Source organism: Acinetobacter gyllenbergii CIP 110306 = MTCC 11365, assembly GCF_000413855.1.
Taxonomy (GTDB): domain Bacteria; phylum Pseudomonadota; class Gammaproteobacteria; order Pseudomonadales; family Moraxellaceae; genus Acinetobacter; species Acinetobacter gyllenbergii.
Genome location: NZ_ATGG01000057.1, coordinates 1 through 12,507 on the forward strand (window position 1 = coordinate 1; position 12,507 = coordinate 12,507).

The window sequence follows — 12,507 nt, forward strand, 5'->3', positions numbered from 1 at the left end:
TGGAGAGCTGTCGTAGCCTCTACACGTCCTCGTAAGCTGCCTTTGCCGTGAAGTTTGGCCACATACTTAAAGATGTAGGTTTTTACGCACTCCAACCCTCCATGTCCTTTTTTGCCTTGCACGCCTGCACAATCTGAGCTTCATAGCGAGTGCCTTTAAATCGCTTATAGATCTCGCCTAGATCTGCTTCTTTGTCGGTGTGATGAATCGCGTTTAAAGCTTGCTGAAAATCATTAGTCAGTTGCTGCGCTGCATTTGGTTGAGCATTTTGGTTTTGCTGCTGGCGTTGTTGTTGAGCAGGTTGTTGGTTTTGATTGTGTTGCTGATTTTGAACAGGGGCATTCTGTTGATTGTTACGGGTCTGTGCATTGGTTTGCTGATGGTATGCATCAGTATCGGCATCTTGAGTATCATCAATCAGGAACAGGCCATTCAATGCGTATTTACGTGCATAAGAACTGGATGAGCCAAATGTCTGGGCTACATCCATTCCTTTTTTATTAATCTCCACGCCAGCATGAGCGGTGGTCATGGTTTGTTCACCATGAGCATCGGTAAAGACTGCTTTAGCTGTAATCACCACAACAGAGCCAATCTCTTGCACTTCATCACTGACCACAAGGGTAGCGCCGTACTTTTGCAATAGCGGCTTAACACCTTCAAGAATGTCTTCTAGGCTATCCCGTATTCCTGCTTTCGGTAAATACGCCGTAGGCAATGAATCACATGAGCAACTTGCTGTGCGCTTAGAAACGATGCTGAAAGATCCTAAGAACATCCAGAAGTGGGCTGAGTATTTGACTGCAATTGGCTTTGAGCAAAAGGGGAATGCAGCATGAAACTTGCAGAAACTCAAAGAAAGGATTTAGCAAAAGTAGTTGCTCGTCGTGACAAATTACGAGGAAAATACAATCGTAGTGGACTGTCAAACACTGATTACAGCGAGCTACTTCAATTAGATAAAACAATCGAGCAAGCGCTCAAGGTTGGTTCAAATGAAAAGTATTAAAGAAAGATGGAATGCATGGAAGCATCAATCATGGTTGATTTTGCTTCTAGGGTTAGGACCAACAAAATGTGCTCTTGACGACTATTCGAAGGCGAAAGCTATTCAAGCCGAAATTCATGAGAAGGAGTCTAAATGACCACAATCATTAATCGGCTGGAATGTTTTGGGTGGTTATAAGAATGACCTCAATGAGTATCGATCAATACCGCCGTGAAATACTCAAGCAAAGCGATAAACCCAAGGCAGCTAAACGCAATAAGTTCAATTCAAGCAAGGTTGAGTGTGATGGTCTGACTTTTGATAGTAAGAAAGAATATAAGCGGTACATTGAGCTTAAAGCGATGCAGCAACGTGGGGAGATTTCCAGATTAGAACATCACACAAAATTTGAACTGGCACCTAAAACAAAATTAGAGGGTGAGAAAAGGGCAAAGCCTGCAGTTAGATACTTCGCTGATTTCACTTACTACAATGGCGAAGGCACATACATTGTTGAGGATGTGAAGTCTGCAGCAACAAGAAAGTTAGCGAGTTATCGCACTAAAAAACACTTAATGAAAACGGTTCACAACATAGATATTTCCGAGGTATGAGCATGGATACATTAGCAACTAAGTTTGAACAATTTGAATGGTTGGCTCATGGTCTGACGGCGAGTTCACCAAATCTTGAACCAAGTGTGCGTGGCACAGGAGAAAAACCATTGGATTATCAAGATCGCTTGGGTGCTATTGCTTCTATGGAAACTCAACTTGCAAAGTCGGTAACGGCTTTAATTGTGTTCGAAGGAAAGGCTCAAAGTGACTATGAATATGTGCGCCAGCATCTAGCCAACATAATGATTAAAAACGCCGTGGCTGATAAGAAAAGAGAACCAGAAGGAATTGCTATATATCACTTGTCCTGGTTGATTGCAAAGATGGTGTTGGACTTTGCACTAGATCCAGAGCTTGAGGAAAATTACACAGCCAAAGGGAGATTGGCATATGTGGGGATTCGTGGCCATCAAATGAAAGTTGATTGCTATCGTATGACTTGGAAGCAATATGAAAAGTTGATGACGCTTGCGATTGAATCAGCCATATCAGAAGCTGGTAAAGCAATTGATGTATATAAAAGAAATACTTTTAAAGAAATTAAAATATAAGTATTCCTTTCACACGGAAACAAAGGTATATTTTTTCTATACTGGTCGAATTGCAAATGAAAGCATTGATTCAGATTAAGAGCTCTCATTGTGAGGGCTTTTTTGCTATTGGAATGGTTAAAAAAAATAATGTTAAAAATAAATGCGCCAATCCTAGTTCTTATTTGCATCGTAGTCGGTGGGGTGTGGTATTCGCTTGCAAGTGGTCACTCATTATTTGGCCGTAAACCATCGCGAATTGATTCTAGATGTTATGGGGTAGATGTACCAAAAACCATTAAATACAACCAAACTGAGAACTTTTGCTCATGTGTTCATATAGGTGGCCATGTAAGTAAAGAAGAGAATTATAAATATTGCGTTAGTAGATTCAGTAATTAATTTCAAGACCGCCGAAAGGCGGTTTTTTATTGTGGATGAATAAATCCACTATATCAAAACCATGAGATTTTAAAGAATTCCCCATTCTGGGGAGTGCAGCGCTATCCATGTCGGTTAGCGTTTTTTCTAACCACCTTCGGGTGGTTTTTTTATATCCAAAAAAAGGAAAATGAAATGACACTTCAAGAACGTCAAATGTATGTAACCATTATTAAGAAACTTTATGGTACTTCGATCTATGTAGATGAAAGTCAGATTACTGATGAAGTCGTTGGAATTGTAGAAACGATCTTAAAAGAGATTCGTAACTGTACTAAAAGTCTTGGTATTTTTATCTCCATCGTTCAAGGTCTTGCTGATGCATTGCAAGCAACTGGTGAAGCTTTACCAAAAGAAATCATCGAAGACATGTTGAAAGATCAGGACTTAGAGTGGATCCGCAATATGCGTAAAAACTTTACTGAAGCATTTGTTGAAAGTTTTGTTACGACATGGATAAACATTTTAACTGGTGCCCAGCAATCAACAACTTGTGTAAATGGTGCCAAGTTAAATTGGAAATCTGCTTTAGCGATCGCTTTACTGGGCATTTAAGCCTGAGTTAGCTCAATAACTTAACATCTGCTGAAACCTACTGATTATTAGGTTTCTTTTATTAAATAATAAATTACAGAAGGGCTATCGAGATGACAACCACAACAAATAATTGGTATCTAGATAATTGTACTTATTCAAATGGCCAATTGGTTTGGGACAATACATCTACTGACTTTGGAACACCAGCATCACCAATGGTAATGTATGGATATCATGCAGGTATTAAAGCAAATGTTGGTGATACGATTGAATTAATTGCTGCTAATCATTTGCTATCAATTGACAAAGTCCACAGTGGCTTCCGTTTAATGTCGACGTATAACTCATTTGACCTTGGTGGAACCAACTATGGTTTTAATAATAGTCATAATGGACACACAAATGCTTTTACTATCTTGGATGTAGGGGAGAGTTTTTCAACAATTGACTTACCTGTTAAGTATCAAATGACTTATGTTTCCACGACACAAATTGAGCAAGTGGTTACTTCTATTGATGGAACAACAGAATTGTATCGATATACAAAGACCATTCCTGAAATTGATGGGGATGTATATTTTAATTTCACTCTTATCTGCGAAGATGAGTCGGATGTTATACCGACTTCAATAGCTGTACTTTAATAGTTAAAAGCCCATCGAAAGATGGGCTTTTTTTTCGTTTCTGAGATTTGAAAAATAACAGGAATAAAGGTATTTCGTTTTAACGAAAATTAAGCTATAGTTTTTCTATACTGGTCGTATTACGGTTTATCCGTGACCAAGCAATGAAAGCTCATCGAAAGGTGGGCTTTTTTTATCTAACCCTTGCTTCGGTTTTAATAGCGATAATAAGTTTACATTTATAAAGGTGTTAATAACATGATAGCGATTAGTAAAAATAAGTTTTTCAAATTATACATCTTCTTTGCTCTAATCATTTTCTTGGGCATTACAAATACACATGCTGAAGGCAATTGTCCTTCTGGTTATTATCCTATAGGTGGGCAAGGTGTTCAGGGATGTGCTCCAATTCCTGGTGGGGCTAGCAGTGGAAATGCCAATGATAGCCCAACTTTATATCCTTCGGCTGAAATATTGTGGGGAGCGATAGCCTAAGATAAAAGTAAAGGTTTGAATGGGCGTGCATTTGGTTCTACAAGAAATTTTAAATCTAAAGAAGAAGCACAAATAAATGCATTAAAAGGGTGTCAAAAGGATGGTGGACAAAAATGTGAACTGTCACATACATATAAAAATGGCTGCGTTGCAGTGGCAGACCCGATTAAAGGAGGTCAAAAATCTGAAATTAAATTTAATGTTTCAGAAGATAAAGCTAAAGAAGCTGCAATGGTTTTTTGTTCGTTAAACAATCAGCAATCATGTCGCATTGTTTATTCTGGATGTAGTTTGTAAAAGGTAGAGCCATGCAATGGGTTGTGACAAACTAGCAGCACCTTCACATTCCATGTAATTCTTTTAAAAGCTCATCGAAAGGTGGGCTTTTTTGTTATCTTGAGAAAAGTTAAAAGCAAAAATTGGCGATTTTAATAATAATTATGTAAGCTAAGGAATAAATAAACCAAAGGATAAATTATGAAAATTTTAATCATTTCTTTTGCTGCATTGCTTACTACAGCATGCACCAGTTATCAACTTAAACCAGAAGTGGAAAGTCAAGAGTGCACTTATTATCACAGTAAGAAAGCAGCACCAATGCCACCAAGTGCAATGAATGAATTGAAGCAGCGATGTCTTGATTCTCAAAAATGATTTGGAATAAATAGCTTCTAATTAATGGAAGGAAAATATTCATTAATCTTGCGAAGCTATTGATTTTTGTTTAAATAGGTAATTTTATTTTAACCTCCTTCGAGAGGTTTTTTTATATGTTAAAATTTGATTCATAATTTCATGGATTAAATAGATGCATATTTGTATTGGCGGTGATCTAGATGGCGAAGTTGTGGCAAATCGTAAAAGCGCATATCTGAAGGCCAGTGAAATAGATTCAAGAAAAACATCGACTTACAAAAGGCAAACTTATTTTGTTGGTGAAAAATCATATTTTTTCTGGCTTTGCGATGAGTTACCTTTCATTGAGACTAGCAAAATAGCTAATAGATACCTTGCTGAAAAAATTAAACAATATTCTTAAGTTATGGTTTTGAGAAAGCATAAAAATTTTAAGTTGGAGTCGTCAAGAATATATTTATGGGTGAGACCTTTAAATATGAAATATGTTGGCTGTAAACATTCAGTAATAATTGTTCAACTCTTGTCAATATCAAAGTCATTAGCTTGATGATATTAATTGATTTCAGTATTTTAGTTTCTCGCTATACTGTTCTCAGACGGTATTGCGATTGGTTTAATTGGTCATGCCAAAAAAGAGGTTAAACCAGAAAGCCCATCATTAATTTGATGGGCTTTTTTATTCAATCAATAAAACCATAGGTCGTAAACTTAATGTAAACATTGTTGTGTGATTGTCAGATGTTGATTAAAACGCTTGATAGTAATTCTTTAAACCATTAAATAAATCTAATCGATTGTTTTACAAGCAATCAAGGGTTTTGCAATGATGCTCGAATAGATTGAACGGATGCTTAAAAATTTATTAACATGAAATTCTGAGAATCGATGATGCAAACTGTTTTTATTGCAAAACTAAAAGGGAAAAAATTTACATTCACCAAATTTAAATCAATGACTGAAGAAATATTTTGGTTCTATAGTAAATTTTGTTTTAATTCAGTCAAAGAAATCTATGTCTATCGGTCAAAGGACCTGACGCAAGATGAATTAGATGAACTTATTCGCCAAGCACGCAAAAGATTTGATTAGACCTCCTTTTGGAGGTTTTTTAATCCTCACACGCATTAGTGTAATACAAGTCAACTAGCGGATCTTACTTCGGCACATTAAAGCCTCGCTAATATAGAGCTCATTAGAGGATATTAATAGAAAGTTATCTCAAATGATTGAAAACAATACAAGCCGAAACAATAAGAAATTTAAACTTTAGTTATATTTTTACATCAAGTGTACTTTTTGAGCTTTAAAATGAGCAACTACATTTCTAACTTTAGAGAAAAAATTTGGGGCGAAAGCCTAAAACGCGAGAATGATGTACTAACCGCTTTTAAATCTCTAAAAAAGATCCCTGGTGGCTTATCGATACTTTCAAAAGTCGTAAGCAGGGTAGCGCCGTACTTTCAAACAGTGGACCCAATCATTGAAAGTTTGGATACACTCAAATGCATTGCGAACATGAAAATGCGAAAATCTGTAGAAAATCATATCGGAACTGTTCATGTTATTGCTATATGCAATGGATTGGAGTTTGTGATGGGAGTTTTAGCTGAGGCATCTGTCCCAACTCATTTAAGATGGTTACCCAAGGGGATGCAAGTTAATTACTTAGCTAAAGCGGATTCAGATATTAAATTAACAGCTACGATTGAAAGTGATTGGGCAATTGGTGATTTCGATATTAAAGTGCAAGCCCATAGAAAAGACGGCGTGTTAGTTGTTGATGGTGTAATTAAGCTTTGGGTAACTGAAAAGAAGTAGAAGGCAAACTTTACAGCAATTTTTAAGAGCTTTGTGGTTGTAAACTTTCAGTAATCATTGTTCTCTAGTTGTCAAAGATCAGGAAATACGCTTGTTGGTTCACGCTCAATTCAGTAAATTCACGAAGTCGTAGCGCTTCACGCTGATAGCACTACGATGGGTTTAATTTATTGTGACATGATTAAATTGAACCCTTTTGCCCATCAGATTAATTTTTGATGGGCTTTTTTTTATGATTAAAAGATACAGACTTTCAAAATGATGAGGAATCTTGCACTAAGCGGTTTAGGAATTTTAAAGTTCCGTAGGATGTTTTTTGATAAGATTGATCACTTTTTATAAAAATAAGGACGATCAATGAAAACTATTGAAGTGCATGAAGCATATAGAACATTTAGTGGTTTTGGTTTTACTCATATGTCGACTAATGAAAGCCCACCAGAGAACTACTGGACAGCAAATGGTCGCTATGTACCGTCAGTGTTTGAGCTAGACAATAGAGAATTTTATGTATATTACAATCCTAACTTGACGCAAGAAGAGGTTGAACAATTGAAGCAAGATTGGTTAAGAAGATTTAAGTGATTAAGCTATTACTGAGGCATCTTTTTAATATCTTTGGTGTGGCTGAAATTGGTAATGTTTAAGTCATCTTTTCCTTGAATTAGATTTAAGCTTTTAGTTACTTTTATGCACAAGAACATCGTACTTATAACATTAATTTATTAAAGCCTCACTCATTGTAAAGAATGGACATGGTACAAAAAATCTCCAACTAAGGAGAGAATTATGACAATCATTACTTTAAAAAATATAGTGACTGGAACTAAAACTCGAATTCAATCAATCATTGAACCAAAGATCAACATTGATTCTAATTGGAATTCTAAAATCACCCCGATTATTAAGTGGATTTATGAAGCCACAGGGGATGATGTACCAGCAGAATTTCTAGAGTTACTCAAAAGGCCTAAGCTTTATCAGGTTGTAAGTAAGAATGTACTTATTTACAAGATTGAATAACACATACACCTCCTTCGGGAGGTTTTTTTTATAAATGATTCATTGAATTTGGACTTTTTAATTGACCAAAAATCGTTAGAATACCTGCATGAAAAGAACCCGGATCAAACCTGAACTTATTGCCTCAATCTGGACAACTGAACAAGACTGTTTTTTGATAGAGAACTGCTCTTTGTCAATTGAAGAATTGAGAGTGCATCTTCCTTTCTCTGAAGAAGAGATACGAGTACGCAAATCTGTATTAGGGCTTGTACGCAGGCATAGACAGATGAATAGAATGTAAATATTACCTTATTCGTGTTGGTTGTTACCTTTCGAAATCTTAATTACAGAACACACTACATAAAAACATTAAGAATTAGAAACTTATGGGCTTTCTTTTGAGTTCGTTAGAAAAATTACTCTTGATGCTTATTCAATACTTATATTACTGTTTGATATTAATTCGACATAATTAATTTTTACTTTTATTAAAAGGAATTGATATGACTAAAGAGAACCCAATCAACCAAACTCACTTAATCATTGCATCCATCTCTGCAAGCTTTGCGAAAGCATTAGATAAACACAATCCAGGCTTTAAAGAAGAATTCTTAAAGCAGCTTGGGGAACATTATAAAGAGATCAAGAATTACTCCCAACCACATACAGAAGCTCTGGAGACACTCACTTGGACTAGAGACTTCTTAAATAAGGAATGATTGATAAAATTTGTTTTAGAACGATACAAAATTTTTATTGAAATTGGCCTAGATCAATTCTATTTTTTTATCGTAAAGGGAGTTAATTATGAAAAATATTTTATTAGTAATGATTGCATTGAGTAGCATGAGTCTAACGGCTTGCGCTGTTCATACAAAAGAAGGAAGTGTAGTAGTAGACCCAGGTGGTCGTCTAATTGATGGGCGATACTATGAGGGTCAAGGAAATGGTCGATTCTGCCCACCAGGACAAGCGAAGAAAGGTAACTGTTAGAACTAGCTGAGTAATTTGAATTCAAGCCCTGCCGATTCAGTTGTAATAAGCAGGGCTTTTTATTTAGACGCTGAACTATGTTTCACAAATCTTTAATTTGAAAGTTATATATTTTTTGTTGTCGCGGGTGATTGCAATATTGGTTAACAATAATCACAAAACAGTCAATAAAGTTTACTTAACATCCATATTTGATCTTGCATACTCAGGACTCTACAAGGAATTAGAGGGTAGAAAAATGCCACAATATTTACGTATTGCTGATAATATTTATAAGCGTTTTGAAGGTGATAATAAATTTATCGCACCACTGGAGGATTGCTTAAATCTAGTTATTAATCAACTGCGTGAAGAATTAAGAGATACTGATCTAAAGTTGATGTATACCCAAATTAACTTCGTTAAGGGTTTTCAAGAAGAGCCACCTAGCGGGCATTTAAATGTATTTGTGAGTCTAGTTCCCAACCCTGAAAATAAAGATCAATTCGTATTGTGGTTGTCCAATCTCATTGAAAAAATTACTGAAGGTGGAGTTAAAAAACTGCCACCCAAAATTGGAGATATTCCACCAGATTTAAATTTCGATTCGGATATTTTAAAAGTCCTATCCAATACTTCAAAAGCAAAAAAATCACCAGAGGAAATAAAGGCTTACTTTAACAGCCAAGAATACAAAAGACTTAATTTAAACTAGTTCTTTAGTTCTGTTAGATATGTTTTGCTCTTCGAACCAGTGGTACATATCTAGCAATAGCTGAATTTCAGCGAACCGCCCAGCAGGCGGTTTTTTTAATGGATGAAATTTATGAATGAAGTCGGATTTGTAATTCAGCAACGCCCGTACCCACCTGAATGGATCTTTGCTCAAGACACTCCAAACTTTGCACCAGCACCAGAATTATGGAGATGGATAAAGACTATTTTCCTCAATCCTGAACATAAGCTTTTCAATCCAGATCATGCACATCGGGGATCGTTCTACTATCCGCAGATCGCCGTGATGTGGGCGAAAGGTGGATTTCAAAAACAAGGTCGATTTGTTGTTGGTCAAACTGAAAAGATCATGATTAATGCGGGTGGATGGAAGAAAGAGCGGCAAGAAGAACAGTTTTATCAATGGTTCAATGATTTGCCTGATTACTTAATCACGATTGATGCAACGTATGCCCAGCATGCTATTTGGCCTTTGCTGCGATAGCAATGTCATTGTTTTGTGTTATTGGGCTTTTCTTTATTGAGATGCCAGATAAGAACCGTGACCTCGTTAACGTCGCTCTGGGTGCAATTCTCGGATGGTCAGGCTCGGTAGTTGCGTTCTACTTCGGTTCGAGTGATAAACAACGAAAAGAAGAAGATACAGAAGCCCGTTATTAATTAGTAATTATGAACTCGACCGCCTTAGGGCGGTTTTACTCCTATCAATTTTGCTATCACAACTAAACATTATTGTTGATTCGATATTCTGTATTTCACAGAAAATCAGTGTTAAAAATAAAGGAGTTGTTCAAGTACTACAGAATAGCTCTTAAGGGCAATTATTTGAATAACCTAAACTTTTAAAGCAACTAAAACATAATTTTAAAGGAGTTTACTCATGGTAAACAACGCAGTAGAAATGCTATTTGAACAATTAACAGATACTAGTATTCCAGAAGGCCATGTCGCACTAGTACGTATTCAAAATGACGTATCTTATGATCAGGTTATGACTAATCTTGAACAGGTTGATGTGTTGCCTGGATTTAGTGTAATTGGGGTTACCAGTATTCCTAATCCTGATACATCAGATTGGGAACTGACCAACTGTACGTATGAGAATGGGGTATTGAGTTGGACAGAGGGGCAGCTTGATTTGGGAACCGAAAATTCCCCAGACGTAGTTTATGGTTATCATGCTGGTATTCAGGCAAATATTGGTGACAAGCTTGAAATGATTGTTCCTAATGTGACAACTTTAGCTAGAGTATTGAGTGGTGCAAGATTAGCAGATGTGAATGGTGTCGCAGCAGGCCAATCCAATATTGGATTTAATTCAGGCAATTCTGAGCAGGGATTAACTCTGGAAGGCAGTTCATATCAAACCACGGACTTGCCTGTAAAATACACAATGACTTATGTATCAGCAACTGCTGTGGAGCATGTTATAACTTCAACTGATGGAATGATTGAGCTGTTCCGTGAAACACAAAGTATCCCAGCATTTGTGGGAACCGCGTATTTTAACGTGATTGCTACTGTCACGGACGAAAACGCAATGTTTACCACAACTATTTCGGTGAGCTCAAGCTGAATTACTACAAGAAATGACCTTAATTAAGGCCAATATGTAAACAAGGGTGAGTAGAAATTAAAGCACCTTAGGGTGCTTTTGTTTATTTCCACTCATCTGATTTAGCAATAATTTATAAATGTCTATTTATACTAAACGTTCAATTATAAAAAAGGTGAAATAAGTGAAAAGATTAATAATTGGTACATTAATTAGTGTGGGCACCATAGGAAGTGCTTTTGCTGCCTGTACTTATAACTTTGATGCAACTCAAGCAGAAATTTCCACTGTATATCCAGGCTTTGAAAAGTTTCCTATCGTTTCTGGACAGAGTACTGGATTGAGTTTATCAGCTACTTCTAAAATGTATGTAGCCGCTAATAGTCAAGCTTTACAAGGTAAAGTAAATGTGATTATCCCACCACAATCAGGGATTTTTGCTTATGAATATAAGTTTAAGGTTCCATCCGTACTTTTACCCAATAGTGAACAAATAATGACATATCCAAATTTTGCAGAGGGAGCTTATGCTGGTGGTAAATATCAGTTAATTGCTATGTACACAAATCATTTACAAGGTTCTGCAAATCCTAATAGCGTAGCTTTTATCGTAGGAAGTACGAAAGATGGTTCAACTGGATTATTAGAAATCCCAGTATCTAATACTGCAGATGGATATCAGTACATTGGCTTTTATGTAAATCAAGACACAAAACAAGTTGGTGTGATTTTTAATGGCATAAACAAAGGGTACATTTCAAATCATGTTGACAAAATTCAAGGATTAACGTTTACAAATGGATATAGTTATTTTGGATTAGATGCTACTTCACCAAATATTGGCCTTAGTCAATCCATAGAATTAATTACTGATAAGACAAAATTCAAATTTCTTTACCCATCGGGAGCTAAAGATATCTGTGGAAATACAATTTAACGTTAAAACCCGTCAAGTACACGTTTTTTAATATAAAAATTTTTCATTGCGCCTTAGGGCGCTTTTTTATTGCCAAGAGGAAAGTAAAATGGACAGAAAACCTTTTTTTGATGCTGCACGTGTCCTAGCGGGTGGCAAGCTCACACAGACCCAAGTCGATAACTTGAACAAAGTTGCAGATCAACTAAATCCCAATCAAGCAATGAAAACTAGTCGAGTCGGGATTAACTTAATCACCAGTTTTGAAGATTTGCGACTTGCAGCTTATGACGATGGCGTAGGTGTGTGGACCATCGGCTTTGGTACCACGGTTTATCCAAGCGGCGTTAGAGTTAAGAAGGGTGATGTGTGCACCAAAGCGCAAGCAGTGTCCTTTTTTCAACATGATTTGCGGCGCTTTGAGGCTGCAGTAAATCAGGCAGTAAAAGTCGTGATTAATCAAAATCAGTTTGATGCATTGGTGAGCCTGACTTACAACATTGGAGAGCAAGCATTTAAGGATTCAACTTTGTTGAAAAAATTAAATGCCGGTGATTTTATGGGTGCAGCAGATCAGTTTCCCCAATGGAATAAAGGTGGTGGTAAAGTTATGAAAGGCTTGGTACGCCGTCGTGC

The 12,507-nt window shown here is 36.4% G+C and carries 20 protein-coding genes and 1 pseudogene; 20 read left to right on the forward strand and 1 reads right to left on the reverse strand.

The window, feature by feature from the left end:
- Positions 1-82: 82 nt before the first annotated feature.
- Complete coding sequence (locus tag F957_RS01395; RefSeq protein WP_016660662.1) at positions 83-778, reverse strand: ERF family protein; 696 nt, start codon at positions 776-778, stop codon at positions 83-85.
- Between the two features lie 57 nt (positions 779-835).
- Between F957_RS01395 and F957_RS21725 the strand changes: the two genes are divergently transcribed.
- The 20 genes and pseudogenes from F957_RS21725 to F957_RS01315 form a co-directional block, all read left to right on the forward strand.
- A complete protein-coding gene (locus tag F957_RS21725) occupies positions 836-1,009 on the forward strand; it encodes a hypothetical protein (protein WP_016660663.1) in 174 nt (57 codons plus the stop codon).
- Between the two features lie 179 nt (positions 1,010-1,188).
- Positions 1,189-1,602 (forward strand): DUF1064 domain-containing protein, encoded by a 414-nt coding sequence (locus F957_RS01390; protein WP_016540006.1) that lies wholly within the window; start codon positions 1,189-1,191, stop codon positions 1,600-1,602.
- A 2-nt stretch (positions 1,603-1,604) separates the two neighbouring features.
- Positions 1,605-2,156, forward strand: a complete 552-nt coding sequence (locus F957_RS01385) for a hypothetical protein (protein WP_016660665.1) — start codon at positions 1,605-1,607, stop codon at positions 2,154-2,156.
- 555 nt (positions 2,157-2,711) lie between these two features.
- Positions 2,712-3,131 carry a hypothetical protein gene (locus F957_RS01380; RefSeq protein WP_016540008.1) on the forward strand — a complete coding sequence of 140 codons (420 nt, stop codon included), beginning with the start codon at positions 2,712-2,714 and terminating at the stop codon, positions 3,129-3,131.
- A 92-nt stretch (positions 3,132-3,223) separates the two neighbouring features.
- Positions 3,224-3,757 carry a hypothetical protein gene (locus F957_RS01375; RefSeq protein WP_016660666.1) on the forward strand — a complete coding sequence of 178 codons (534 nt, stop codon included), beginning with the start codon at positions 3,224-3,226 and terminating at the stop codon, positions 3,755-3,757.
- Positions 3,758-3,994: 237 nt separating this feature from the next.
- The gene (locus F957_RS21975; protein WP_016660667.1) at positions 3,995-4,231 is read left to right on the forward strand and encodes a hypothetical protein; all 237 of its coding nucleotides are present in this window, start codon (positions 3,995-3,997) and stop codon (positions 4,229-4,231) included.
- A gap of 15 nt (positions 4,232-4,246) precedes the next feature.
- Entirely contained in the window at positions 4,247-4,528 is a 282-nt protein-coding gene (locus F957_RS21980) for a DUF4189 domain-containing protein (protein WP_016540009.1), read from the forward strand.
- A gap of 180 nt (positions 4,529-4,708) precedes the next feature.
- Entirely contained in the window at positions 4,709-4,885 is a 177-nt protein-coding gene (locus F957_RS21730; protein WP_016540010.1) for a hypothetical protein, read from the forward strand.
- Between the two features lie 154 nt (positions 4,886-5,039).
- Positions 5,040-5,270: a hypothetical protein gene (locus F957_RS01370; protein WP_016660668.1), complete on the forward strand. Its 231-nt coding sequence runs from the start codon at positions 5,040-5,042 to the stop codon at positions 5,268-5,270.
- 908 nt (positions 5,271-6,178) lie between these two features.
- A complete protein-coding gene (locus tag F957_RS01360; RefSeq protein ID WP_016660669.1) occupies positions 6,179-6,688 on the forward strand; it encodes a hotdog fold domain-containing protein in 510 nt (169 codons plus the stop codon).
- A 357-nt stretch (positions 6,689-7,045) separates the two neighbouring features.
- Positions 7,046-7,273: a hypothetical protein gene (locus tag F957_RS01355; RefSeq protein ID WP_016540014.1), complete on the forward strand. Its 228-nt coding sequence runs from the start codon at positions 7,046-7,048 to the stop codon at positions 7,271-7,273.
- Positions 7,274-7,477: 204 nt separating this feature from the next.
- Complete coding sequence (locus F957_RS01350) at positions 7,478-7,711, forward strand: hypothetical protein (RefSeq protein WP_016540015.1); 234 nt, start codon at positions 7,478-7,480, stop codon at positions 7,709-7,711.
- A gap of 88 nt (positions 7,712-7,799) precedes the next feature.
- Positions 7,800-7,994 (forward strand): hypothetical protein, encoded by a 195-nt coding sequence (locus tag F957_RS21985; RefSeq protein ID WP_081401629.1) that lies wholly within the window; start codon positions 7,800-7,802, stop codon positions 7,992-7,994.
- Positions 7,995-8,196: 202 nt separating this feature from the next.
- Positions 8,197-8,412 (forward strand): hypothetical protein, encoded by a 216-nt coding sequence (locus F957_RS01345; RefSeq protein WP_016540016.1) that lies wholly within the window; start codon positions 8,197-8,199, stop codon positions 8,410-8,412.
- A gap of 88 nt (positions 8,413-8,500) precedes the next feature.
- A complete protein-coding gene (locus F957_RS01340; RefSeq protein ID WP_016660670.1) occupies positions 8,501-8,686 on the forward strand; it encodes a hypothetical protein in 186 nt (61 codons plus the stop codon).
- Positions 8,687-8,924: 238 nt separating this feature from the next.
- Positions 8,925-9,380, forward strand: a complete 456-nt coding sequence (locus tag F957_RS01335; protein WP_016540017.1) for a hypothetical protein — start codon at positions 8,925-8,927, stop codon at positions 9,378-9,380.
- Between the two features lie 111 nt (positions 9,381-9,491).
- Positions 9,492-9,863: pseudogene (locus F957_RS01330) on the forward strand (putative metallopeptidase); the annotation flags it as partial.
- Between the two features lie 417 nt (positions 9,864-10,280).
- On the forward strand, positions 10,281-10,976 hold the full coding sequence (locus F957_RS01325; protein ID WP_016540020.1) for a hypothetical protein: 696 nt from the start codon (positions 10,281-10,283) through the stop codon (positions 10,974-10,976).
- Positions 10,977-11,139: 163 nt separating this feature from the next.
- Positions 11,140-11,892 (forward strand): DUF4882 family protein, encoded by a 753-nt coding sequence (locus F957_RS01320; RefSeq protein WP_016540021.1) that lies wholly within the window; start codon positions 11,140-11,142, stop codon positions 11,890-11,892.
- Positions 11,893-11,980: 88 nt separating this feature from the next.
- On the forward strand, positions 11,981-12,507 hold a 527-nt coding region (locus tag F957_RS01315), incomplete at its 3' end, for a lysozyme (RefSeq protein ID WP_016660671.1).